At 46.1% G+C, this 25,587-nt stretch carries 23 protein-coding genes; 20 read left to right on the top strand and 3 right to left on the bottom strand.

What is annotated here, in order from left to right; all coding sequences use genetic code 11:
* Nucleotides 1-59: 59 nt before the first annotated feature.
* From LEPBO_RS0134575 to LEPBO_RS0134520, 11 genes are all read left to right on the top strand, one after another.
* Nucleotides 60-470, top strand: a complete 411-nt coding sequence (locus LEPBO_RS0134575) for an ArsI/CadI family heavy metal resistance metalloenzyme (RefSeq protein ID WP_017292171.1) — start codon at nt 60-62, stop codon at nt 468-470.
* A 121-nt stretch (nt 471-591) separates the two neighbouring features.
* The gene (locus LEPBO_RS0134570; RefSeq protein WP_017292170.1) at nt 592-921 is read left to right on the top strand and encodes an ArsR/SmtB family transcription factor; all 330 of its coding nucleotides are present in this window, start codon (nt 592-594) and stop codon (nt 919-921) included.
* 112 nt (nt 922-1,033) lie between these two features.
* Nucleotides 1,034-2,131: a PstS family phosphate ABC transporter substrate-binding protein gene (locus LEPBO_RS0134565; protein ID WP_017292169.1), complete on the top strand. Its 1,098-nt coding sequence runs from the start codon at nt 1,034-1,036 to the stop codon at nt 2,129-2,131.
* 177 nt (nt 2,132-2,308) lie between these two features.
* Nucleotides 2,309-3,319, top strand: coding sequence for an ArsJ-associated glyceraldehyde-3-phosphate dehydrogenase (locus tag LEPBO_RS0134560; protein ID WP_017292168.1), 1,011 nt, complete (start codon nt 2,309-2,311; stop codon nt 3,317-3,319).
* Nucleotides 3,320-3,323: 4 nt separating this feature from the next.
* Nucleotides 3,324-4,586, top strand: coding sequence for an organoarsenical effux MFS transporter ArsJ (gene arsJ / locus LEPBO_RS0134555; RefSeq protein ID WP_017292167.1), 1,263 nt, complete (start codon nt 3,324-3,326; stop codon nt 4,584-4,586).
* A gap of 4 nt (nt 4,587-4,590) precedes the next feature.
* On the top strand, nt 4,591-5,754 hold the full coding sequence (gene arsB / locus LEPBO_RS0134550) for an ACR3 family arsenite efflux transporter (protein ID WP_017292166.1): 1,164 nt from the start codon (nt 4,591-4,593) through the stop codon (nt 5,752-5,754).
* A gap of 63 nt (nt 5,755-5,817) precedes the next feature.
* Nucleotides 5,818-6,273 carry a phosphatase domain-containing putative toxin gene (locus LEPBO_RS0134545; RefSeq protein WP_017292165.1) on the top strand — a complete coding sequence of 152 codons (456 nt, stop codon included), beginning with the start codon at nt 5,818-5,820 and terminating at the stop codon, nt 6,271-6,273.
* A 154-nt stretch (nt 6,274-6,427) separates the two neighbouring features.
* The gene (locus tag LEPBO_RS0134540; protein WP_026149141.1) at nt 6,428-6,703 is read left to right on the top strand and encodes a thioredoxin family protein; all 276 of its coding nucleotides are present in this window, start codon (nt 6,428-6,430) and stop codon (nt 6,701-6,703) included.
* Between the two features lie 51 nt (nt 6,704-6,754).
* Nucleotides 6,755-7,210 (top strand): heavy metal-responsive transcriptional regulator, encoded by a 456-nt coding sequence (locus LEPBO_RS0134535; protein WP_017292163.1) that lies wholly within the window; start codon nt 6,755-6,757, stop codon nt 7,208-7,210.
* A 305-nt stretch (nt 7,211-7,515) separates the two neighbouring features.
* Nucleotides 7,516-7,839, top strand: a complete 324-nt coding sequence (locus LEPBO_RS0134530; RefSeq protein ID WP_202806933.1) for a YnfA family protein — start codon at nt 7,516-7,518, stop codon at nt 7,837-7,839.
* A gap of 157 nt (nt 7,840-7,996) precedes the next feature.
* On the top strand, nt 7,997-8,236 hold the full coding sequence (locus LEPBO_RS0134520; RefSeq protein ID WP_026149140.1) for a DUF3185 family protein: 240 nt from the start codon (nt 7,997-7,999) through the stop codon (nt 8,234-8,236).
* Nucleotides 8,237-8,599: 363 nt separating this feature from the next.
* Here the strand turns inward: LEPBO_RS0134520 and fosX are convergent, their stop codons facing one another.
* Genes fosX through LEPBO_RS0134505 form a run of 3 tightly spaced genes read right to left on the bottom strand, consistent with a single transcriptional unit; the run spans nt 8,600 to nt 10,024 of the window.
* The gene (fosX, locus tag LEPBO_RS0134515) at nt 8,600-9,007 is read right to left on the bottom strand and encodes a FosX/FosE/FosI family fosfomycin resistance hydrolase (protein ID WP_017292159.1); all 408 of its coding nucleotides are present in this window, start codon (nt 9,005-9,007) and stop codon (nt 8,600-8,602) included.
* A 21-nt stretch (nt 9,008-9,028) separates the two neighbouring features.
* Nucleotides 9,029-9,682: an arsenical resistance protein ArsH gene (arsH, locus tag LEPBO_RS0134510; RefSeq protein WP_017292158.1), complete on the bottom strand. Its 654-nt coding sequence runs from the start codon at nt 9,680-9,682 to the stop codon at nt 9,029-9,031.
* 18 nt (nt 9,683-9,700) lie between these two features.
* Nucleotides 9,701-10,024 carry an ArsR/SmtB family transcription factor gene (locus LEPBO_RS0134505; protein WP_242049427.1) on the bottom strand — a complete coding sequence of 108 codons (324 nt, stop codon included), beginning with the start codon at nt 10,022-10,024 and terminating at the stop codon, nt 9,701-9,703.
* A 159-nt stretch (nt 10,025-10,183) separates the two neighbouring features.
* On the opposite strand from LEPBO_RS0134505, the gene LEPBO_RS43205 reads away from it, so the two are divergent.
* The 9 genes from LEPBO_RS43205 to LEPBO_RS0134455 all read left to right on the top strand — a co-directional run bounded on the left by LEPBO_RS43205 (nt 10,184) and on the right by LEPBO_RS0134455 (nt 25,519).
* Nucleotides 10,184-10,336, top strand: a complete 153-nt coding sequence (locus tag LEPBO_RS43205; protein ID WP_017292156.1) for a hypothetical protein — start codon at nt 10,184-10,186, stop codon at nt 10,334-10,336.
* A gap of 199 nt (nt 10,337-10,535) precedes the next feature.
* The gene (locus LEPBO_RS39465; RefSeq protein ID WP_036047176.1) at nt 10,536-11,315 is read left to right on the top strand and encodes an RNA polymerase sigma factor; all 780 of its coding nucleotides are present in this window, start codon (nt 10,536-10,538) and stop codon (nt 11,313-11,315) included.
* Entirely contained in the window at nt 11,312-11,893 is a 582-nt protein-coding gene (locus tag LEPBO_RS0134490; protein WP_017292154.1) for a hypothetical protein, read from the top strand. Before LEPBO_RS39465 ends, LEPBO_RS0134490 begins: the two co-directional genes overlap by 4 nt.
* Nucleotides 11,883-15,293 (top strand): UvrD-helicase domain-containing protein, encoded by a 3,411-nt coding sequence (locus LEPBO_RS0134485; protein ID WP_199326375.1) that lies wholly within the window; start codon nt 11,883-11,885, stop codon nt 15,291-15,293. Before LEPBO_RS0134490 ends, LEPBO_RS0134485 begins: the two co-directional genes overlap by 11 nt.
* An 83-nt stretch (nt 15,294-15,376) precedes the next feature.
* Nucleotides 15,377-16,111 (top strand): multiubiquitin domain-containing protein, encoded by a 735-nt coding sequence (locus tag LEPBO_RS0134480; RefSeq protein ID WP_017292152.1) that lies wholly within the window; start codon nt 15,377-15,379, stop codon nt 16,109-16,111.
* Nucleotides 16,086-17,258 (top strand): ThiF family adenylyltransferase, encoded by a 1,173-nt coding sequence (locus LEPBO_RS0134475; RefSeq protein WP_017292151.1) that lies wholly within the window; start codon nt 16,086-16,088, stop codon nt 17,256-17,258. Before LEPBO_RS0134480 ends, LEPBO_RS0134475 begins: the two co-directional genes overlap by 26 nt.
* Nucleotides 17,255-17,743 (top strand): DUF6527 family protein, encoded by a 489-nt coding sequence (locus LEPBO_RS39460; protein ID WP_017292150.1) that lies wholly within the window; start codon nt 17,255-17,257, stop codon nt 17,741-17,743. Before LEPBO_RS0134475 ends, LEPBO_RS39460 begins: the two co-directional genes overlap by 4 nt.
* Before the next feature lie 235 nt (nt 17,744-17,978).
* Nucleotides 17,979-18,872 (top strand): PGAP1-like alpha/beta domain-containing protein, encoded by an 894-nt coding sequence (locus LEPBO_RS0134460; RefSeq protein WP_017292149.1) that lies wholly within the window; start codon nt 17,979-17,981, stop codon nt 18,870-18,872.
* Between the two features lie 5 nt (nt 18,873-18,877).
* Entirely contained in the window at nt 18,878-25,519 is a 6,642-nt protein-coding gene (locus LEPBO_RS0134455; RefSeq protein ID WP_190711077.1) for an HTH domain-containing protein, read from the top strand.
* Nucleotides 25,520-25,587: the final 68 nt, after the last annotated feature.

The following is a 25,587-nucleotide window of genomic DNA, read 5'->3' as shown; positions in this document are numbered from 1 at the left end:
GTAGACAAGATATTGATATTAATCGATATTGATGTATGTCAATATAAGGAGTTAAAATTATGTCTCGTGTACAACTTGCATTGAATGTTAATGATGTCGATGCAGCGGTTGAGTTCTACGTCAAAATGTTTGGAACCCAACCTGCTAAACGTCGTCCGGGCTATGCTAATTTCGCGATCGCAGAACCACCCTTAAAACTTGTCCTGATTGAAAATCCGGCTGCGGCTGGAACGATGAATCATTTAGGAGTCGAGGTGGAGTCCTCCCAACAAGTGGTCGAAGCCATCGATCGTGTCAAAGCAGCGGATTTATCGGTCAAGATTGAGGAGCAGACCACCTGTTGCTACGCCTTGCAAGACAAAGTTTGGGTTCAAGATCCAAACGGCGCGAAGTGGGAAATTTATACGGTACTAGAGGATTCTGCCACCTTTGGCACGTCTTCAACCGCCACTTCTGTCTGCTGTTCGTAATTTCCAAGTGTTCTACTGTTTAGGGGCACTTTCGCGCTTATTGTTGCCCCGTTTTCACTTTTGTCTAAGTTCCAGGCTAAACTGGAAGTCACTACCCTAGTCGCCATTTTGAGAAAAGTTGATGACTAAAGCTGCCGAAGTCTCATCAAATTTAGTTGTTTTGGGCTTTCATGCACTCTCTGATCAATTGCGCGTTCAAGTGCTGGATTTGTTGCGCGATCGTGAACTTTGCGTCTGTGATTTGTGTGAAGTTCTAAACGTGACTCAATCGAAGCTCTCTTTTCATCTCAAAACGCTGAAAGAGGCTCAATTAGTTAGATCACGGCAAGAAGGGCGTTGGATTTATTACAGTTTGAATCTGCCACAGTTCGTTGTTCTCGAACAATATCTTGCTGAGTTTCGCCGCTTCAGCCCAATTCTGCCTGCTCGAAGCTGTCGCGACTCGGAGTAATTCATCAAGTTTTTTACAATTCTTAAGCAGAGTGTCTTGCAGAACACTTGATCAAATCAATTTTATTTGAAATGATTGAGATGTTACTCCTGAAGCATAAGTGAGCTTCACTATGGCAATGCAGACCTCAACTCTCTTCAAGTTTCTGCTGGGCGCTGGATTTGTAATGACTTTTGGGTTAGTTGGCTGTACTTCTTCGAATCAGGCAACCGATTCTAATCAATCCCAGTCTTCCACTCCTGTAAGAGCAGACGTGCCGAATCCAGTTATACCAACTCATTCTGGTATTAAGGTCGATGGATCGAGTACGGTTTATCCAATTTCAGATTTAGTTGCGAAAGAGTACCGCAAGGAAAAGGGCAACAAAGCAGGTACGATCGACGTTCAATTTTCCGGTACAAGCGGCGGCTTCAAAAAGTTCTGTGCAGGCGAAACCGACATCAACAATGCGTCTCGCCCGATCCTCAAAGAAGAAATAGAGATGTGCGGAAAAGCGGGTGTGCGGTTTTATGAGTTACCGATCGCATTCGATGCCCTCACACTGGTCGTCAATCCACAAAACACTTGGGCAAAAGATATTACGGTTGCGGAACTGAAGAAGATTTGGGAACCTGCTGCTCAAGGCAAAATTACAAATTGGAATCAGGTTCGCGCCTCCTATCCAAACCAACCGCTCAAACTCTATGGCGCAGGCAAAGAGTCTGGAACATTCAACTATTTCAATGAGGTCACAACCGGAAAGCCAAATGAGAGCCGGACGGATTACACCGCTAGCGAAGATGACAATGAGTTAGTGGCAGGTGTGCAGAAAGACCCCAATGCTTTAGGCTACTTTGGGCTTTCGTACTATGAAGCTAAGCAGAATGAGCTAAAAGCCCTCGCTGTGGATTATGGCGATGGTCGTGGTGCAGTTTTACCCTCGCGAGAAACGGTTGAGAAAGCGCAGTATCGCCCGTTCTCTCGTCCCCTATTTATTTACGTCAACATTACTGCTGCACAGCGTAAACCGGAACTGCAAGCGTTTGTGACATACTATCTCGATAATGCTAAACGGCTCGTCACACAGGTCGGGTACATTCCGCTACCAGATGAAGGTTATCGATTGACGAACCTGCATTTTTATCAAGGCAAGGTGGGAACAGTATTTGACGGTGTTCCTCAGCCTGATTTGACCATTAGCGAATTACTTCGCAAGCAAGCTGTGTTTTAGGGGCTGCATTTAGCAGAATCGCGGTTTGTGCGAGCGTCACAGATGCGGTGAGGTCAAAACAAGTTTTTTAGATGCAATTTTCTATAAGCTTGTTTTAGTGCTGTATTGCAAAGTGCTTCTTCTAGCATTATTCTAAATTAAATTGAAATAAGGAGACGACTTCTCAAGGTGAAGCACATGACTGTACGGGTTGGGATCAATGGTTTCGGTCGAATTGGGCGGCTCGATTTCCGCGCTGCTTGGGGCTGGTCGGAGTTCGAGTTTGTTCACATTAATGAAGTTAAAGGCGGGGCGGAAACTGCCGCTCATCTGCTGAAGTTCGATTCGGTGCATGGACGGTGGACACCAGAAGTTGAAGCGGGGAGCGATCGTATTCTCATTGATGGAAAACCCGTGACCTTCAGCGAATATGCTAAGCCAGGTGACGTGCCCTGGGAAGATTACGGCGTTGATATCGTGCTGGAATGTTCAGGCAAGTTTCGTACCACTGAAACGCTTGATCCCTACTTCAAGCGCGGTGTGAAAAAGGTGATTGTCGCGGCTCCCGTCAAGCAAGGCGCACTTAACATCGTCATGGGCATCAATGACAATCTTTATCAGCCTGGCGAGCATCATCTGCTCACTGCTGCATCCTGCACCACCAATTGTCTTGCTCCCGTGGTCAAAGTAATTCACGAGGGATTAGGCATCAAGCACGGGATCATTACGACGATTCACGACAATACCAACACTCAAACGATCGTCGATGCACCTCATAAAGATCTCCGTCGAGCGAGAGCCACCAGTTTATCTCTGATTCCAACCACCACCGGATCAGCAACTGCGATCGGACTCATTTACCCAGAACTCAATGGCAAGCTCAATGGGTTAGCTGTCCGAGTGCCGTTACTTAATGCTTCACTCACTGACTGTGTGTTTGAGGTGGCGCGATCGACCACTGTTGAGGAAGTCAATCAATTGCTAAAAGCAGCTTCCGAGGGTGAACTGAAAGGCATACTGGGCTATGAAGAACGTCCCTTGGTTTCGATCGATTACAAAGACGATCCCCGCTCCTCGATCATTGATGCCCTTTCCACGATGGTTGTCGATCAAACACAGGTGAAAATTCTAGCTTGGTATGACAACGAATGGGGCTACTCAAATCGTATGGTTGAACTCGCTCAAAAAGTTGCACTGAGTCTGAACTAATCCTATGCCCTCTACAACCGCATCTAGTGCCAATCTCAAAAACTATATTCTCGTAACGCTTGCTTATTGGGGCTTTACGATTACCGACGGCGCGCTTAGGCTGTTGGTGCTGCTCTACTTCTATGAAATTGGTTACTCCCCTTTACAAGTTGCATTCCTATTCTTGTTTTACGAAGTGTTTGGCGTTGTCACGAATTTCCTTGGTGGTTGGATTGGCTCCCGGCTCGGTCTAAAAGCGACGCTTTACACCGGGATTGGACTGCAAATCTTCGCGCTGATCATGTTGTCGTTTCTCGATCGCAATTGGGCGCAGTGGCTTGCGGTCGCCTACGTCATGGTGTCTCAGGCATTTTCTGGAATTGCGAAAGATTTGACGAAACTCAGTTCCAAAAGTGCAATTCGATTAGTCGTGCCGCAGGACGCGCAATCCTCGCTCTTCAAATGGGTTGCAATTCTTACGGGATCGAAAAATGCGCTGAAAGGGGCAGGGTTTTTCTTAGGAGCTGCATTGCTGGCTTCGATCGGCTTTGTGCATTCGCTCTGGCTGATGGCAGGTGGACTGTTCGCGTTGATGTTTACCGGATTATTGCTGCCGAGTGGCATGGGCAAAATCAAGGGCAAGGTGAAGTTCACGCAGCTCTTTTCTAAGAGTCGCGAAATCAACATTCTTTCTGCTGCACGATTCTTTCTGTTTGGTTCTCGTGATGTTTGGTTTGTGGTGGGCTTACCTGTATTCCTACGCGGACCGCTCGGCTGGTCATTCTATCAAGTGGGCGGATTTATGGCACTGTGGGTGATTGGCTATGGCATCATTCAATCTTCTGCACCAACCTTGATTAAACGCTTTGGATCAGGTCGTCCGCCCTCTACTAGCACGATTCGGTTTTGGACATTTACCTTAACGATCGTGCCTGTCTTGATTGCAATCGCGCTTGCGGCTGGAGTGAATCCAAACTATGCGATTGTCGGTGGCTTAATGATTTTTGGTGTGGTTTTTGCCTTCAATTCAGCCGTTCATTCTTACTTGGTTCTGGCATACACCGATGATGACAAAGTAGCGCTGAACGTTGGGTTTTACTATATGGCGAACTCTGGGGGACGATTGGCAGGAACCGTTTTATCAGGGCTAATCTATCAAAGCTTTGGGCTGATCGGTTGCTTGTGGACTTCGGCAGCGTTTGTTTTAGCTGCTGCATTGATTTCTCTCAAATTACCAACCCCACAACCGAGTAAAGCGATCGCTTGGAAAACGAAAGACGGAGATTAATGCAATGAGCCTCAATCCTCGATCGACGAATACCGCACCAGTACAAGCTGGCAGTGCATTGAGCTTCTTTGAGAAATATCTAACCCTTTGGGTCTTTTTGTGCATTGGAATCGGCATTGTGCTAGGAAGACTATTTCCGGGAATTGCAACCGCACTGGATGCCATGAGCGTTTATCAGGTGTCAATTCCGATCGCCGTTTGCTTGTTTTTCATGATGTATCCGATCATGGTGAAGATCGACTTCTCACAAGCCAAGCAAGCCGTTCGCGCTCCGACCCCTGTGATTTTAACCCTGATTGTAAATTGGCTAATTAAACCGTTTACGATGGTTGCTTTTGCTCAAGGGTTTTTAGGGGGATTGTTTCGCCCTCTGATCACTGGGACTGAAGTGATCAGAGGCAGCGAAGTGACGTTAGCGAATTCTTACATTGCTGGAACCATTCTGTTAGGCATTGCGCCTTGTACTGCAATGGTGCTGATGTGGGGTTACTTATCCTATGGCAATCAAGGTCATACCCTAGTGATGGTTGCGGTAAATTCGCTTGCGATGCTGTTTCTGTATGCCCCTTTGGGGCGGTGGTTATTAGCAGCAAATGATTTAGCCGTTCCTTGGGAAACGATCGCGCTTTCTGTTGCCATTTATGTTGGCTTACCGCTAATTGCCGGAATTTATTCACGCCATTGGATTTTGAAGCACAAAGGGCGAGCTTGGTTTGAGCAGAAGTTTCTCAAGTACCTGAACCCGATCGCAATTTCAGCCCTACTCATCACATTGGTTCTGCTATTTGCGTTCAAAGGCGAACTGATTGTCAGTAATCCCCTGCATATCTTGCTGATTGCAGTACCACTCTTTTTGCAGACCAATTTCATTTTTTTGATTTCATATGTTGCTGCTCTGAAACTTCGATTGCCTTACGAGGATGCGGCTCCCGCTGCGTTAATTGGGGCAAGCAATCATTTTGAAGTTGCGATCGCAACGGCTGTCGTTTTATTTGGCTTAAATTCTGGAGCCGCATTAGCAACCGTTGTTGGGGTGTTAATTGAAGTTCCAGTCATGCTGATGCTGGTTGAAGTGTGTAAACGCACTGCCTTTTGGTTTCCGCGCCAGCCTGAAAAAGCGACCCTGCCTGATCCCCGCTGTGTTTTCCCCGATCGTAACTATCGATAGCTTCTCAATCTAAACATTGTTCCATTCGTTATCCATTCACCTTCTCACTCATGAGCCAGTTCTATGGAACAATCAACAGCACAACCAATTACAGAAAATCTTTGGTGGGTGATTCCGAAAAAGTTGGCAGGCGTTCGTAAGCCAACCGCAGAAGAATTACCAGAATTACAAGCAGCGGGAATTGGAGCGATCGTGTCTGTAATGGATGATCCGACTAATCTAGATTTATATCAACAGTCAAACATTCCTTATCTGTGGTTGCCCATGAAAGGTGGCACTGCACCCACTTTAGAACAAGTTCAGAAACTACAAGAGTTTGTTGATCAATCTAATCAAAGTGCGATCGCGATTCACTGCACAAATGGCAAACGGCGAACGGCAACGATGCTAGCTGCTTATTTGATCAGTAGCGGTTCTTCCTACGATGACGCGATGCAACTCATTCACTCGAACAATCCTGATGTCAAGTTGCGAGAAGCTCAAACTCTGTTTCTGCAAAATTTAGCGGGAGCGAGTTAAAGGAGCAAATAAAGCCTTAGACAAATTAATTTACGCCAAGTCATGTCGGCGATTGCCCTGTTAAATGTTTCTGTTTGTAAAAACTGATGGCTATCCCTTGACCTTGCAGTTGGGTATAAGGTTTAGCCTGGACTTAGCGTTCAGGAGATTAGATATGTCCAAGCAAGTAGTTGAAGTTTTTACGGCTGGCTGTCCGCTATGTGATGAGATGGTCAAACTCGTGCGGGAGCTAGCCTGCTCTAATTGTGAGGTGCAGGTATGGGATCTGCGCGAGGAACAAGCTACAAATGAGAGCCAGAAGAAAGTAAAGCAGTATGGCATTCATCGGGTTCCTGCTGTAGTTGTTAATGGCAAACTAGCAGAATGCTGCCGAAATCAGCAGCCGATTTCTCGTGAATCATTAATTGCGGCTGGAATCGGGCAAGGATAAAACGTGAACCGGGAGAGCAGTGAATCTTTCCCGGTCAAGGAGACTTAGGCTGTGAAAGAAGACTTACTAATTGGCGAATTGAGCCGTCGAGTGGATCTTCCTGCTCAAACAGTTCGGTATTATGAACGCCTGGGGTTACTTGATCCACCCAGGCGAACAGCATCCCAGTATCGAATTTATTCATCCGAGGCTGAACACCGTTTACGGTTTATCCAGCAAGCCAAGCGTTTTGGGCTTTCTCTCGACGAAATTAAGCGACTGATTAAAATTAGAACGGAGGGTGCTGCCCCTTGTGCAGACCTCAAGACGATGGTGAAGCAGCACCTTGATGAATTAGATCAGCATATTCAGGAGATGTTAGTATTGCGCCAGGAACTAGCCCAGCGATATGAGCGAATTGAATCAGTCTTGTCTAAACCTTCGGCTGCATCTATCGAAGATAGTTGTGGCGGCAAGATTTGCCAACTGATTGAGCGAGACGATATTTGCGGTAATCAGCAAGGCTAGCTGTTTTGAGAAGCGAATGAAAATGAGCAGGGGTTATTCCAACCGTACATATGTTGGCATTATCAGAAATCCCACCTCTAAATTCACGACCATTGCCTTCACCCGTAGTCGTCGGTTCAAATTCTAGTAACAGTCTTACAGTTTCTCCCCAATCACTCGCCTTAATACAAAATTGTAGGAGTATCGTAATTGGTGTTTGGGTTTGATGACAAAGAGAATTACGGTTCGTCCTGTATTGCTGATGAATGCTCAACTTACAATCCTAACGCGGGATAATTCTGGGAGTAAAGCAAAAGGATATACAAGTGATTCAATCCATGCTGTTTTTCGTTCTGGCTGGACTCTTTGAGCTTGGCGGCGGTTATTTGGTCTGGCTCTCGTTGCGAGAGGGAAAGAGTGTTTGGTTTGCTGTGATTGGAGTTGTATTACTTGGTCTCTATGGTGCTGTGCCAACACTACAACCGACTAATTTTGGACGCGCTTACGCAGCTTATGGCGGTGTTTTCGTCGTGATCTCTATCTTATGGGGTTGGTTAGTCGATCAAATCAAACCCGATAAATTTGATCTTCTAGGAGGTTGGATCGTATTACTAGGCGTTTTAATTATGATGTATGCCCCTAGAAACTAAACGTAATGAAAGCAACTGATGTAAATCAAGCCGTGCAGCATTCAATTAACGATGCACGGCTGGCTATCAAGTTTCTAATAAAAATCTTACCGTTTTTACCCGATCAAGCGCCCCAACACACAATCGAGGAGTATCCTCGAATTTGGAGCTGTTGATCATGAATAAGATGTTGGGTATTGCCTTTATCGCGGCTGGATTAGCAGCTTTCTGGCAAGCCTATGAAGTGCTGTGCGATCGCGATTATCTATGGTCAGAGGAAGCAGAACGCTTACAAGCTCAAGGAGAGCAACCACAGCGAACCCCCGCTTGGGATCGAGAGCAGAAAAATCAATCTCTTTGGTGGATTGCAGGCGGCGTAAGTAGTTTAGTGTTTGGAGTCTTACTCCTAGCGATTTAGTGTTGAAATGATGTCGAGATCGACTCGATTCACAACGATGGAAAGCGACAGTTTTGGATGCCTGAAATGTCGAAAACAATTCGATCAAAAAGAATTGGCAACCCCAAACAGTCAAGATAAGTATCGCAAACCTCACATCTCCAAGCAGGGCAGGAGTCTAAAGCCTGCCCATCTACTAAGCAGATCCCGACCGCAACCACCTCACTATCACACCAAGGGCACAAACCCGTCATTGATTTCGCGTCTTTTGCCGACATAGTGAACTCTGACTTAAACTGCTAGAGATGCTTCAAAATTGCATGATTAGGCAGAAAGATCAAGACGTTAGTTCTGAACGGTTTCTTTGGTAAGTTGAGGTGATACTCATTCACTTCGACGATAAAACGCAAGGCGTTGTTCTAATGTACCTGTGTGTAGCTCGAATAAATGATTATCGTAGTCGTAGAAGTAAAGCGATCGACCTTCTTCAGCAAATCGACTCCGCCCTTCACGCAGATCAATGTTCAGAGCATGAACTCGATCAACATACCTATCAAATTCCGCATCTGAGACTTTGAAAGCAATATGGTTGTAAGTTCTGCTTAGTAATGGATCACCTTCCATAATGGCAATCCACACATCACTGATTAAGAAGAACTTCTCGCGTGAGACCGAGAAAGTTTGATCGCCGCTCGAATAGACTTCTTCAGCTTCAAAAATGTGCTTTAGAAAGTGCGCCATTCGCTCTAAGTCTTGAACAATCAGCGTGATATGACTTAATCCTTCAATCATGCTCTTTCGTTCGATGAATAACTACTGAGCGACTCCAATCGATTGACTCACAATACTTGCAGCTTGTTTTGCCGTTACTTCTTTGCGTTCACTATAGCGATCGGTTAAGTGATCCACTTTGTCACGCAGCAAGAGCGTGAACTTGTAGAGTTCTTCCATCACATCGACCACGCGATCTCGATAAGGTGAGTCCTTCATTGTGCCATCTTCATCAAACTCTTGATACGCTTTCGCCACAGATGACTGATTTGGAATCGTAAACATCCGCATCCAACGACCTAGAACCCGCAATGTGTTGACCGCATTAAACGACTGTGATCCCCCACAGACTTGCATCACCGCTAACGTTTTTCCTTGGGTCGGTCGAACTGCCCCAATACTAAGCGGAATCCAATCGACCTGCATCTTCAAGAGTCCACTCACATTCCCGTGCATTTCTGGACTCGACCACACTTGCCCTTCTGACCACTGCACTAATTCGCGTAATTCCTGCACTTTCGGATGCGTATCGGGAGCACTGCCGGGGAGCGGTAAATCATGAGGATGGAAAAACCTGACTTCTGCGCCCATTTCTTCTATGATTCGTGCCGCTTCTTCTGCCAATAAGCGACTGTACGATCGCTCCCGCAAAGACCCATAAAGAAACAAAATTCTAGGCTTGTGATCAAAACTCATGTAGCTATCCTCTCGAAATTATTTGCGGCAATTGCTAGATTGCTTATCGCACCAAACATCGGGGTCTGCTTTACAACAGTTCTCAGTCAAAAATGCCAGCAATGCCTCAGTGCCTTTCCAGTCGATCGCATAAAATACTTGTCGCTGCACCCGCCAAGAACGAATCAATCCTGCTCGTTCCATCTGTGCTAAATGCCGAGACACCGTAGAAGGATTCACGTCTAGCTGTAACGCAATCTCCCCCGCAGGTAACCCTTTCGGTCCGGTGCGAACGAGGAGACGGTACAGCGATAGCCGTGTCTCTTGCGCTAAGGCTGAGAGCGCGTCAATCGCATCTTTCATTTCCATGATTAGACAATAGCACAATTGCAAAAGTATGCAAATAATTTAAATGCTGCTTGAGTGAATTGTTTGTGCGATCGCTTTCCACCGTCTCACCCAAGAACCGCACAATATCAGGAAAAATGGCGTAGCCGGACAATTTAATAGGAGATTGGCGACTTGAGCGGTGCCTTCTTACGCAAGACGGGTTCGTTCTTAGAAAGTTCGCATGAATTCGATCTGTCGGCAGTTGAGCTACCCGGGGCTTTAGCTTCTGGCAGTATTTTAGGAGGTGATCGCAGTGCTTGGGCGACTGACTTGTTAGGAAATTAAAAGCAACTTCAAACAGTTTTCATATCATTGCAAGAATTAAGCAAATATTAAAAATTCTTTTGCACTTAGTCCAATCGCATTACGGGTATTAAAATCGACTTCATTGCTTAACTATCTAGAGCGTTCATAGCACTAATTTATGCTTCATCAGCGCTAGGCGTAGAGTAGAGTTGTTGCAAGGGAGTGAGGATACAAAGCCTTGATAGAACCATTAAGGAAGCAGACATTAGAAGGAAAGCGATATGTCCGTAGACCTGAGATCGAGTCCAAAATCATTAAATTGTCGATGCTTCCTCGACACGAATTGATCGCGCGGTGCAAAATCACAACGCGATCTGATCCAGCTTATGTTCCAAGCGAATGCTTAGTATATTTCGTTCGCGTTTGCCGTGACGACAATTCAGATGCTCTCTTTAATCAGCTTTATGAAAGTTTAGCTGGACGGGTGCGCTGCTTTTCCATACAGAGCAGCAGTCAGACAAATTCTTCAACTGAAATTAAGATTCGAGAGAAAGTTTTCGATCAATTTGTGAATCTGCTTGCCCACGATCGAATTGAGTATATGGACAAACTCGACTACTACGAAGTGAGTTTTGAGAATGTCATGAAGAGGCGGTATCTCGATGCTCAGAAGCAGATCTGGAGAGATGAAAAGCGATCAACTGCTTTCTACGATGAAGAAACAGGTGAGCCAACTGTCGCGGTTGAACGATCGGCTGGAAGTTTTGATCCCTTCAATCCACCTGCTTGGGCTGATGCCGATTACCGATCGCGCCTTTGGGAAACGATTGATTCATTACCACCTGAACAGCGGCAGATTATCCTGATGATTGATCGAGGTATTCCAATCGATTCAAAAGATCCAGATGCGTGTACGATCTCGAAAACGCTCGGAAAGTCAGAAAAAACAATCCGAACCTATCGCAATAAAGCCTATGCTGTTCTGCGTGCCGCCCTCAACGAAGGAGAAGACGTATGACACCTAGAAACTCTCACCTCTCTTGCGAAGATGTGTTGGATGCCTTCGCAATGGAACCCAATTTAGGAAACGACACTCTCGAACGCTACCTCCAAAACTATCCAGAATACACGGCTGAACTGATTGAACTGTCGTATGTACTCTCTCGTCCAGTGTGCGAGGACGAAATACCGCTTACAGATGAAGACAAAGCAGCGATCGACAAGGCATGGCAGCGACACGTCGAGGCAGCCCCCAAAGCAACAGCAGACCCTTTGGAAGATCTTTCAATTGAGAGAAAACGTCAGATTGCTCGGCTTCTTGATGTACCACAACAAGTGATTACAGCGTTTCGTGAGCATCGGATTGAACCGACTTCAATCCCACTTCCGTTTCTAGAGCGCCTAGCAACTGCTTTAGACAGCACCGTTGAGATTCTCATTAGTTCCCTTAGCCTTCCACCTACACCGAACCTAGAGCGCAGCTACAAAGCAGATAACAGACCTGAAGCTCAAACCCAGGTAGCTTTTGAGCAGATTTTGATTGATGCTGGTGTTTCGCTAGAAAACCGATCGCAGTTGATGAAAGGTGAAAACTAAAATGGACGCGATCGAGCTTGCCCGTCAAATTGCGGCTGATCTTCATGCCCAAGCTGTTGCCAGAGGTGAAGATCCTCAAGATCCCTATCGTTTTGCAGTAGTTGAAGCAGAGCGGCGGGACATCTATGTTGAGCCAACGAATCCCGGTACTCCGCTTCTTGATGGTGGACAAGCGACTTTTATTCCTAAAGATGCTCTGATCCTACACGAAAATAGTGGAACTCCCTTCGAGCAAGCTTTTTTGGTCGCGCACGAAATTGGTCATGTTGAACTCGGCGATAATGCTAATGCGAACTCGGCTTATCAGATTGAACCAGCACGATCATCAGAACCCTCACCCATTGGTGCAGATCGCGTTGTAGATTATAGTCCACGTCAACGGCGCGAAATTCAGATGGATCTGTTCGCTCGTGAATTTCTCCTGCCTCGACCTGTGGTGTGGTCTCTATTTATCGACGCAGGACTCACAGCTTCCCAGATTGCAGAAAAGTTTGGTGCGCCGTTTGATGTCGTCGTTCAGCAGCTACTGGATGCCTTACTTCTGCCACCAGTCGTTCCAGCATCAGAAGTTCCAGCGATCGCATTTCCACTCAATCCACTGCAAGCTCAAGCAGCACAGCATCGAGGGGAAGCTTATTTGCTTGAAGCAGGACCTGGAACCGGAAAGACTCAGACACTCACTGCCCGTGTAGAAGCTTTGCTGGCTGAGGGGGTTGATCCACGCCAAATTCTCTTGCTGACATTCTCAAACAAAGCCGCAGGAGAAATGGCTGCACGGATTGCCCTAAAAAACAAGGATGCTGCCTGTGCAATGTGGATTGGAACTTTTCATGCCTTCGGACTGGATCTGATTCGACGTTTCCATGTTGAGTTGGGGTTACCGAAGAATCTAAGGTTACTAGATCGAACTGTTGCTGTCGAACTTCTCGAAAAAGAGTTCTCTCGGCTCAAGCTATTGCACTATCGTAATCTTTACGATCCGATTCAGAACATTGCAAATATTCTAGCAGCGATTTCGCGTGCCAAGGATGAGGTCATTACTCCAGAGAAGTATGCCGATCTTGCAGAGGCGATGCTTCAGAAAGCGTCAACACCTGATGTACAGGAGGCAGCCGAGAAAGCGATCGAAGTTGCTCAGGTTTATAAGACATACGAAAACTTGAAGCGTCAGGAGAGCTACATCGATTTTGGTGATTTAGTCTTACTGCCAGTGCAGTTATTGGAGGGAAACGACGCAGTTCGACAACACTTGGCGAATCGATATGATCATGTGCTGGTTGACGAATATCAAGATGTCAATCGCAGTAGTGTTCGCCTGCTTCAAGCGATTTGCGGTCATGGAGAGAACTTGTGGGTTGTAGGCGATGCGAAACAATCGATTTACCGATTCCGAGGAGCCTCCTCATTTAACATGACGCGGTTTGGACAGGAGGATTTCCCAGGCGGTCAGCGAAGTCGGCTAAAACAAAACTATCGATCGGTTCACGAGATCGTAAGCGCCTTCTCTGAATTTGCTTCAACGATGACAGTAGGCGATGCTAACTCTACCTTAGAAGCCGAACGAGGTTCTGGGGGTGATGAACCGATACTTTATACCGTTGATCAAGCTGATCAGCAGACAGTCGCGATCGCGGATACGATCGAAGCAATGCGTTCTCAGGGACATTGCTACCGTGATCAGGCTGTACTCTGTACAGGGAACGAGAAACTCTCGAAGCTTGCTCAGGATTTAGAACGTTTAGGCGTACCCGTTCTGTTCTTGGGGAGTCTCTTTGAGCGACAAGAGATTAAAGATGTCTTGGCTCTGCTATCGATACTGGTTGATCGGCGTGCGATTGGCTTAGCTCGGCTTGCCTGCTGGAGTGAGTTCACAATGCAACTGGATGACGTTGCAACAGTGATCGATTATCTTCAACACGAAGATGAATCAGGTATTTGGCTCGATAAATTAGCAACAATTCCTGATTTGTCTGAATCAGGTCGTACTGCTCTCACAGCGATCGTCCAGATGCTAGAGGGATTTGATGAACAGTCCTCACCTTGGACAGTTCTAGCAACGGTGTTACTAGACCGAACTAAAATCGCTGCTCAAATTGCTGGCTCAGATGATATTCACGATCGATCACGCGGAATCGCACTTTGGCAACTGATGAACTTCATTCGCAGCCAGCCCTCTAGCGTGGGATTGCCCATCACGCGACTCTTGAATCGGGTTCGTCGTTTGGTCAGGCTAGGAGACGATCGGGATCTACGTCAACTCCCTGCTGCCGCTCAAAGCCTTGATGCAGTCCGTCTCATGACCATTCACGGCTCGAAAGGATTAGAGTTTCCAGTGGTGCATTTACCGGGCTTGAACGTGAATACCCTGCCTAGAACGCCACAACCACCAGCTTGTTCACCTCCAGACGGAATGATAGAAGGCAGCCTTGGGACTGCACGAGAAATGTTTCGCACTGAGCAGGCACTTGAACAAGAATGCTTATTCTATGTGGCACTTTCGCGGACTCGCGATCGTCTGTTCCTCTATGCACCAACTCAGAAAGCGAATGGTCATCAGTGGGGGTTGTCTCCGTTTTTAGCGCGTCTGGGAGACAAACTCAAATGGCAGCATGTCACACCGATACGCACACTGCTAGAAGTGATGGAGAACGACAGCATTTCGCTTCAGATTGAGGACAGTCTACAGTTCAACGCAGCACAGATTGGATTGTATGAGTCTTGCCCACGCCGATTTTTTTATACACATCTGATGCAAATTGGGGGTCGTCGCAAGGAAACTGCTCTGATGCAAATGCACGAGATTGTACGGACATTGACCCAAATCCTGATCGCTGAAGGTAAAACATCTAACCCTGATTTAGATCTTGAACAGTGGATGCGGAAAGCAATGACTGAAAACGAGTTGAAAGACGATGACTGTGCTGAAGAATTAAAAACTTTCGCAGTTGAAATGCTTCAATTTCTAAAATCAGCACGTTTTGGATATACGCCGGAACTACCGTCGATTCTGAAATTCAAGGTAGCGGACAAAGCAGAAATCACCGTTCGACCTGATGATGTTCTGGTCAGTTCAGATGGGAAAAAGACGTTCAGACGGATTCAAACTGGACATTCGCGATCGACAGACAAGGATCTCGGAACGGCTGCCTTTGCGATCGCGGTTCGGCAGGCTTGCCCAGATGCCACCATCGAATTTCTCTACCTGGCAGACCAAACGGTGCAGGGCATTTCATTGTCAGATAAAGTACTTCAGACTAGAAATGACAAACTGGGAGAATTTTTCAACGCTGTCAGCAGTGGACGTTTTCCGATGAATCCTTCAACTCACACCTGTCCAAGCTGTCCCGCCTTTTTTATCTGCGGTTCAACCCCAGCCGGATCTCTATCAAAAGAATTTTAGAGATCATTTACCGCTTTCGTCTAGCAGTATCGATTAACACCTTAGAGCCAACTAACTAATCTAGGCTTCAAGGAGAATGAAGAATGAAAGACGATGAGCAAATTAATTGCCAAAGCTCAAGCGAGTCCGGGCAAGACTCACGCAGTTATCGTATTCAGTTCGCGCTCAACAACCTAAATTTTCGAGCCGTTGAAATCACTGACCCTGTGCCTCTGGGTCGGCAAATTCTCGCGGCGGCTGGGATTAATGTGAGAGGGGATTACAGCCTTTTTTCCATCCTGACTTCTGGCGATTTCGAGGACATCCGTCTGGATGAAACCTTTGACTTGCGCGGACGTGGCGTTGAGAGATTTGTAGCATTCCAGTGCGATCGAGAATTCAAATTGACCCTTGACGATCGACAAATCACCTGGGGCAAACCCGCAATTAACGGATCTGACCTTTACAAGCTGGCTGACATTAGCGGTGATAAAGCAGTATTTCTTGAAGTTCGTGGGGGTGAAGATCAATTGATCGCACCCGAAGCTGTGATCGACTTAACGGCTCCAGGAGTCGAACGATTCATCACTGCGCCTCGAATCACACTTGAAATCGAGATCATTGTGAATGCGCGATCGCAGAAGGTGACAAGCCCTGAAGTGACCTACGAGCAAATCGTGCAACTCGCTTTTCCAGGTTCGCACAATCCAAACTCCGTCTTCTCGATTACCTACAGCAAAGCTGCCTCTACACCACCCAAAGGTGAACTTGGTGCTGGAGGAGTTGTCAAAGTCAAACAAGGAACAGTCTTCAATGTCACACGCACTGATAAGTCATAGCCCGGATCTCAAGCGCCTGCGCGAAGAAGGCTATTTCGTCGAGATTTATGCGGGATTCCTGCTTTTGCGGGAAGTGCCATACGTCAATGCACAGCGACAGGTGCAAACTGGAACGCTAATCTCCAGCTTGACGCTGGCTGGAGATGTTACTCAGTATGGTGGAGATCACGTCGTTTACTTCGATGGTGAGTTTCCCTGCACGGCTGAGGGGGTGCCAATCCAGCAGATTGCCCATCAAAGCGGCGATCTGAATTTGAGAGATGGACTCACCGCAAAGCACAGTTTTTCGAGCAAGCCAGAAAGCGGTTACACAGATTACTACCACAAAATGACGACCTATGCTGCTATCCTTTCTGGATCAGCAGCAGTGTTGAAGCCAGGTTCAAATCCAAGAACCTTTCGCGTGCCGGATGAGGGACAAAAGAGCGTGTTTGTATACATTGATACGGCATCGGATCGAGCTGGTATCGGTGCGCTTACCGATCGGCTTGCTCACGAAACGCTAGGAATTATCGGTTTGGGCGGCACTGGCTCATATATCCTTGACTCGGCTGCCAAGACACCAGTACGGGAGATTCGATTGTTCGATGGCGATCGATTTCTTCAGCACAATGCCTTTCGTTCTCCTGGTGCGCCGTCTATTGATGAATTGCGGGATGCGCCCTTGAAAGTCGATTACTGGGCAAAAATTTACTCGAAAATGCACCGTAGGATTATTCCTCATGCAGTTACGATCGATTCCAGTACGCTTCATCTACTAGAAGGGCTAAGCTTTGTGTTTGTCTGCATTGATCAAGGAACAGCAAAGCGGCAAATCTTTCAGAAGTTGGAAGCACTGGGTATTCCGTTTATTGATGTTGGGATGGGACTGGAATTAGTCGATGGATCGCTTGGAGGAATTCTGCGAACCACTGCACACATTCCGGGCAAACAAACAGAATGCCCACAGCGAGTTAATTTTGAAGGCGGGGGCGAAAATGATATCTACGCCTCAAATATCCAGGTTGCTGATCTGAACGCCTTGAATGCAATGCTAGCCGTGATCAAGTGGAAGAAGATCCGAGGATTTTATCGCGATCTAGAGGGTGAGCTTCACTCCACCTACACAACCGATAGCAATATGCTCCTGAGCGCGGATTTCGTATGATGCAGCACACCTCTCTTGAACATGAGTTCGTCGAGCAATTCCCAAAAACCTTACAGGTAGGCATCTTATATATCTCTATGAAGTATGCCACTGCGGCTCATTGTTGCTGCTGTGGTTGTGGAGAAGAAGTGGTTACACCCTTTACTCCAACTGACTGGAAGATGACATTTGACGGGGAGACGGTTTCGTTATCTCCGTCGATCGGGAACTGGAATTTCACTTGTCGTTCTCATTACTGGATTCAATCTGGGCGAGTGATTGAAGCTGAGATCTGGACGGATCAGCAGATTTCAGCGAATCGCGTTCAGGATAAATCTGCCAAAGCGGATTACTATGTCAGAACTGAGCCAAACAGCAGTGTTCAATGTACTTCAAAACCATCTTCTCAAGCAAAGACAGCCAAATTGAATTCATTCTTAATCGAGCGCTGCTTGAGTGTCCTTAGAAAATTTTGGCGGAAGCTACGGTATAGAGCAAGAAGATAGCTCAACCCTCATGAAAAGAGCAAGGTGAGGATCTCTTCGCTGTTAGGTCTGTCATGATCGATTTGGATCAGAGCTTAGTTGCTGATTGATTTTGACAAAATACAGCCGAAAATCTACTGCGAAATGAGTAATGATCATACGGTCGCTAATTACTCTTCAGTCGCCGCTTCAAAATCTCGCGAAGTAGTATGTGTAAAGAGACGATGAAAAAATAGTTGCTCAACTCTAGCTTCTCATGAAAATTGTTGGAATTCACGGAATTGCCCATACACACCTGACTGCTCCTGAAATTGAGCGCGAGTGGTTGCCTGCGATTCAGGGTGGGCTTGAAGAGGCAGGCTTTTCACGCATTCAGCCAGAAGATTTTACGATCGCTGCTTATGGTGCGTTATTTCGTCCAGAAGGGACGCGGGCAGGATGGCTTCCTAGACTGACCGCAGCAGATATTCAAGACGAGCGGGAGGTCACACTGCTTCTAGAGTGGTGGCGTGAAGCTGCCAGACTTTCGCAGATCAATCGTAGTCATCCGCAGCCTGATTTTTTAGGTGAAGATCTCACAATTGAAAGCCCAGATTCTGAGGGGCGAGGGCGAACTTCACGCACCGTTCAAGCAGCACTGAGGCAACTTGCAAAATCGAAATATTTCCGCCAGCTTGGAGGGGAGCGAGCCGTTCTATTTGTGTTAAAGCAGGTGCGGGAGTATTTGCACAATTTAGAGATGAAGCAAGCCATTCAACAGAGAGTGATCGAAAAAGTTTCACCAGATACGCGAGTGATCATCGGACACTCGCTCGGTTCGGTTGTTGCTTATGAATGTCTATGTGCCCATCCAGAATGGAATGTGGAAACGCTAATAACATTGGGATCTCCGCTGGGCATGTCTCCGATTGTGTTTGATGCACTAACACCTGCTCCTGAGCTTGGTCGAGGAATGTACCCGAACGTAAAGCAGTGGTTTAACGTTGCCGATCAAGGGGATATTGTGGCATTGGAGAAAGAATTGGAGCCTAAATTTGGCGCGATCGTAGATGTTCTGGTATACAACGGATGGGAGTCACACTCCGCCACTCGTTACCTTAATGCGAAAGAGACTGGACGTGCGATCGCTACAGGATTGTTTGAAGCATGATGTCGATGAATAATTTTCCTGAAAATGATGAGCCTCGACGCTACTTAATTGTAATCGGCTCTCCTCACTGCCCGAATTTAGGACTTCCACATTTGCCGCAAGTTGAGTTCGATATTGTAAAAATCATCGAACTGTTCGCGAATCGGCAGCAGGGATATGAGATCGTATTAACTGATCAAATTCCAGTGGGTGCAACCTCTAACCAAATTAAAAATGCATTAAACATCTGGTTTGCCAGTTCTGATCGGAGAGCTTCAGATCGCGTTGTTATCTATTATGGGGGACATGGAGATGAGGTCGGACAACTTAGCGATCACTATCTGTTCACTGCTGAATCTTGCAAGAACAACTTATCTAATACTGCGATCGCAACGCGCAGTCTAATCGAAAGCCTGTTTCAGGGAGATAATGAGTGTCCTCAAAATGTTTTGCTGATTCTAGACGTTTGTTACGCTGGAATTGGGCAACAACAAGCCTTTGATGTTCTGAACCGTTTAAAGAATTTCAATTCAGCAGGAAGCGGTATTTGGATCGTTGCTGCAAGTACTGATGGTCAAGCGGGAGATGGTGCATTTGTTGAAGCACTCTCGACCGCAATGCAGTTTGAGGCTGGAAGTACTGAGGAATTTTTATCAATTAGTCAGATTGTTCATCACATTAATCAGCACTTCAAGGCTAATCAGAAGGCTCAAAGAGCGATCGCATCTGGCGCGAGAATTCAAGAACAAGCCTCTTTTATCCGGAACACTCGGTTTCAGTCTCCTACGCGACGTATTCAGCAACCGACCTTGCTTGTTCCAGGTGAATCTAGGAATGTAGATGTCACAGTTGGTATGCTAACATCCAAGATTGATCGGCTCTCCTCCGAGCTATCCAAAGCGAAGGCGCAGCACCTTGAAACATACCGTGAACTTTACCGAAGAGGAGAATTTCAAGAAGCGCTGTCTATTCTGAGTGCCCTCCGTGCTGATGAGCATTGGGATAATTTTGATAAAGTGCTACAGGCACAGATTCTATGCTCCCTTGCGGGCTATGTGCTTGGTATTGAGAAAGATGTGGCAAAAGCTCAGGAACTTGCAGAAGAGGCTCAAGCTATTGATCCAGAAGCAAATACCACAATTATTCGAGTGTTGATTCAGTACAATATCGAAGGCGCTGAAGCTGCTCTAAAACTCATTGACAATCCGTCTACACTCGACTTATACAATTTGAAGCTGGGCTTACATCTGGAACTAGGGCAGCTTGATGAAGTCTTTTCACAGCTAGAAAAATTAGCACAAAAATTTGAAGCAGACTCGGAGACTAACCGAATTCATGCACTCGCTCTTTTGGATCAAAGTGATATTCCTGGCGCACAGGTCAAAATTCAACAGGCGCGTTATGACAACCCCCGATGGGAAAAAATCCGAGCAGCAGAGGCAACTATCAACTATTTCAGCGCACTTTCCCCATCCATTGCACCAAGGCTGATCGATCGACCTCTACCAGTCGAATGGTGTCTAGTGAAACGAGATGACGAAAGCTTAAGAAGGTTACGCATGGCAGCAGCAGAGTTTAGCCAACTTGCAGCGGAAACTGAACGGGGCGATCCGCAACGCGATCATTGGGAGATTTGGCATTTTGCCGCTTTAGCGAATGATCCAGATCATCAAGCAGAAGCTCAAACACTGTGCCAAGCTTTGTTAGCAAAAGATCCAACTCATCCTCAAGCGATCGCTTGGAGTATAGTGCGTCGCTATGAAATTGATACAACTTCCAGTCAGCAAGCTTTAGAAGCTCTAGTCCAAGCAGGGAGTCAGGATTTAGAGTGCATCATTACGCTACTCGGTCTTTATGTGCAGTTCAATTCGCCTAAACTTGCGCTAGATTTACTCAATGCAAAACAGGAAGTATTTGAGCGTACAAACCGTCTTGAAATTTGGCAATTCTGGTATGTGCAAGCTTTATCTGCAAATGGTGATTTTGAGCAAGCACTCGAAATCATCGAACAATTTGATCGTTCCGAAGTTCGACGCAATCTTCAAGTAGCTGTATTCTACGAGCGATCGCGTCTCCAGAATCACTGGCAACCGCTGGCTGAATTCCTTGAAATTTGTTGGCAAGAAAGTGGTAACAATCAGTATCTATACGAAGCGTGTCAACTTCAAGCTAAATTGCAGAACTGGAGTTATGTTGTTGAACATGCAGACACACTTGTTTTGTCAATCGCAACAGCAGATGCACTCAGCCTCGCCGCGTTAGCAGCTTGGCAAGTCGATCATGCAGAACAGTGCTATCACCTGCTCAATAATCATCTTCATCTTTTCCCACATCGGGTCTTGCCGCCCGATTTGCGCCGCTTGAGAACACGGTGTCAAGCACGATTAGGATTGCTCCCTCAAGCGATCTCGGATGCGAGTGAGTTAGCTTATTTACAAGAAACTGTCGAGAATCTCACCATCATTCTGAATCTTCAAATTGATCATGGTGATCTTCAAGGAGTTGCTCAAACTGCAAGTCGCTTGCTTAGAAACGAAGAAATTCGTCCAAGTGTTTTATTGCGAGCCTCACGATGCTTGCTCATTGAAGATTTCCATCTGGCGCGTCGTTTATGGCAACGAGCAGTAACAGGAGACATTGACAATGATCTTTTACGTGAAGTGATTAGCTTAGGTTACAACCTCGAATTCGATCGAGAACTCCGACCTTTTATTCATCGAGCGCAGATTCTTGCTTTAAGTGGGCAAGGTCCATTTCAATTGATTGAAATGCCTGAACTTTTGAATCGAGAACGAGAGTGGATTGCTAGCGCTGAGGTAATGAATTCAAAGTACGATGTGGCAGAGCTTCCAATTCATTTGATTGCTCAATTCCGCCATCTTCCTTTGTCAGGCATTTTTCACTCCCTTTTTAATGTCAACGCATCTGAGCCAAATCCACTGCTTCAAGCTCCTATCTTCATTCGTCATGGCGCTCGACCTTTTCCTCAAATCACTTTAGAATCAACGTTTCAACGGCGATTGCATTTAGATATTTCTGCACTTCTAGTTGCCGCCCACTTAGAGATTTTAGATGTTCTTGAGCGTCGGTTTCATCCAATCCGGATCTCACCCGCATTACCAACGGCGCTCTTACAAGAAGCTGAACATTTTACGCCTCAACAACCTTCCCAATTAGCAGGCTATCGTGAAATTCTACGCCTTCACAAGGCAAAGCAATTACAGCAACTTCCATCGTCGCTTACTCTCAGTTCTGAGAATCTACTTGAACACCTGAATGAACAGACTGCGATGTTGTTACAGCAGGCTCGTTGTGAAAATGGATTTGTGGTTGAATTTTTACCGCTTGAACGCATTGACGAGAATGGGAATTCTCATCCTATCGTTCTAGAAGAAAGCGATCAACAGCGATTGATTAACTGCCGAACACTTATTGAAGTTCTAAGAGAAGAAGGAAGCCTGTCTCAAACTGCTTACGAATCTGCCCTTGAGAAATTACCTGATCTAAGTCATGTGTCCGTTTCTCAACGTCCAACCCGAAACGACGCGCTGTTCGTAAATTCAGGATTAGTCAAGTCGTTAGCTGATTCAGAACTTCTTGCAAAATTGTGTCGTCATTTCCGTATTTTTATCACAACACAGTGCATTGACGAGGCTCAGGCTGCTGTTAATGGAAACGAGGCGGCAACTGAAATGGTGCAGTGGATACGAGAATTAATTCAGAAAATCTCAGATGGATTAGCACAAGGTCGGTATGAGATGGTTGCTGTACTATCGTCTGATTCAGATGAAGCTTCCGAATCACGCCAGCTTCTGGATGCGAACGGTTTGACGGCTTATGATCTCTTCAACTATCAGCCTCAAGAGAACGATTTGATTTGGATTGACGATCGCTTCTTTAGCCAGTATCCCTATCAAGAACATGGAGTTCCTATTATTGGAATCTTAGAGATTTTAGAAGTACTCAGGGTCAATCAGGACTTGAGTGAAGCAGACTACTATGAAAAGATTTTACAGCTTCGGAAAAGTAATGCTCGCTATGTTCCCATTACAAGCCGAGAAATCCTATATCACCTCGAGCAAACCCAGGTGAAGGACAACGGCAACCTGCAAGAAACTGAAGATCTAGCTATCTTGCGCCGCTATATTGCTACTTGTTTGCTAGATTCGCATCGCTTGCAACGTCCAACAAGGGATCAGAATGCGACGCATCCCGATGGCGAATTACCGTTTGTTTCTGGATGTGTGCGAGCGACGTTAGAAGCATTGAGAACAATCTGGGCGGATGAGCAGCGATCCATAAAAACAGCAGCAGCTTACTCAGACTGGATTCTTTTCAATCTGTATACCGGGATGTTTGGGGTTCGACATTTACTGCCTGAGCTAGACGTTGATCAAGATGGGCTTGAGGTGTTGAGTGATGATATTTGGATGCTCTATTGTTACGGGTTAGGGCTATGGCGGATTGATGAGCAAAGTCATCGTTTTGTGTCTCACCGCCGCAAGGCATACTTTCAATGGCTGGAACATCGAATGATTGAGCGGCGATTTAGAGCAAATTCAGAAATGATTCCGGCGATCGCGCGTCTAATTTGCGAAACGATTCTTCACCTTAGTCGGGACGAGAGCTTGAATGAGCAACAATCACATCTCTGCCGTCTGATGTTGGAGCGATTTTATCGAGACCTCCCCACTGCTCTGAAGAATGAGCTAAATGCTGAACCCGAACTGACTGCCTACTTCCAGATTGAGATTATTGAAGCAGTCAATCTAAGTCAATTTGATCCTGCTCATCGTCCAATCTTTTCAGCATCTGAATTTCTTAGCGCGATCTCAACAGTCATGAATGGTAGGGAAGCAGAAATTAAAGCTTCAAACTCCGAAATAATCTATCGAGTGCAGGCAGTGCATCAAGGTGACACAGTGATCCAACTGCATTTCACGAATCTGACAACCGTACATAAGTTTGCAATACAAGACGATGTAATGGGACTTGCATCCGCAAATCCTAAAGTGCGTGAGCAGCTATTACGAGCAAATCCAGCTTGGTTTGATTGCGATCACACAACCTACGAAAACGCGATAGCGGCGATCGTTTCTACAACCGATTTACAAAGAAGACTCGATCAAACAAATCAGTGGCGAAGAGAATCAGCAAGATGTTTCTATGAATCATTTCAGCAGAAACTTCATCAGGAGCAAGAGTTTACAACTGAAGATTTGATTTCTCCTTGCGGTGCTGGATTGCTGCGGCATTTTCATTTAGTGCAACATTCATCTGAATCGCTTAGCTTTAGCGAGAGTCTTGAGTCTGCTGCAATATCAATGTTGGTCGTGAATGATTTGGAGACGTGCATAGAACGATTCTCCTGTTTTCCAACAAAATTACCATCACAAATCAAAAAAGCTTTTCTCAACTTACCATCTGACGAGAGAGAAGAACTCCTGGAAGGATTAGTTGACAAAATGACCTCCCCAGTTTGTCAACTACATATGTTGGACCTTGCTCTATCTTCTCCAGGTTCAATTCCACTTGTTCAACAAGTCTTTAATGCGCTTCTGAGTAGGGATGGACAAATTCAATTTCAATTATTCGAGGCAATTCTATGTCTAGTTGACAAAGAATTCAGCTACTGGCTTGAGGCTCGGCAATGGTCGCCATCGATTCGATTGGCAATTACGTGGGCACATAGTAGTAAGTTGCATAATCTACTCTATGAGCCTGACGTGGATCTAGAAGCCTTCAGTCGGGAACTGAACGACCTAAATCAGATGAGGCAAATCAGCGCAGAAATTCTCGATCGTGATGCCGCACTGTGGAATGATATTCTTTCTCCCAGGCGACTGAATCGAATTCGATTCATTGTCGGTGGAATGGGAGCTATTCTTCAAGACTGCGAGCAAAGCGTGCTAGAGGCAATTGGGGTTGTTCAAAGCTTAACCGATTTTGCAACAAAAACGGTAGAAGATCAAAGATTTCTCAGCATATCGCTCTGGCATGATGACGATACACTAGCACAAAACAATTTGGGCGCACTGTGGGGCGGAAGCCGTCAGAAAAATTTATCAATTGTACTGGGAGAGGATCTTGCTAGGCAGGGAGCTTCTGACTACCTTAAGGCGATGGTAGACACTGCGATCGGGGTGCTAGAAACAGAACCAACCTGCGAAAATCAATGGTCGTTGCTAATTTATATCATTGGTGATTTACCAATGTATGCCGACTTAGCGGAGAAACTGAGCCATCTAGCAAAGACGATCAATTTTGCCGAACTTTATGACACTCAACCCACAACGACATTTTTGGCATTAAGAGTTGCTTGTGATCATGCTGCCAATACAACCGATGAGGAATTGAGAGCAAAATTGGAGACGGAGCTGATTGCGATTGCACAATCAGTGAGCCTTCTGGAGCAGTCATTACAAGTTGATAAAGAGATATCAGAGCAGTTGCTCGAATGTGCATTGAAAGTAACAGTCAGGTTGAATAACCCCTGTATGACGAGCGCCTCTCTCAATAAGCTGCTAGAAAAAATAGCAACTGCTTGGTGGCGATTCTCAGAAATACGCGCCGAAGGGATGTGTTTAACATCCTTCGATTTACCAGCGAATCAGCTTCATTACGCCTGGACAGCAAATCTTAAGCTACGCACGTTACGAAGATACTAGCTACAATCAAAAAGCAGAACAATAAATAGCCGTTCTAAGGGGCAGGGCTGTTTTATCGGTAGTAGAAA

The sequence above is a fragment of the Leptolyngbya boryana PCC 6306 genome, assembly GCF_000353285.1.
GTDB lineage: Bacteria > Cyanobacteriota > Cyanobacteriia > Leptolyngbyales > Leptolyngbyaceae > Leptolyngbya > Leptolyngbya boryana.
The sequence above is the reverse complement of the archived record's forward strand: the minus strand, read 5'-3'. Positions and strand labels throughout refer to the sequence as shown.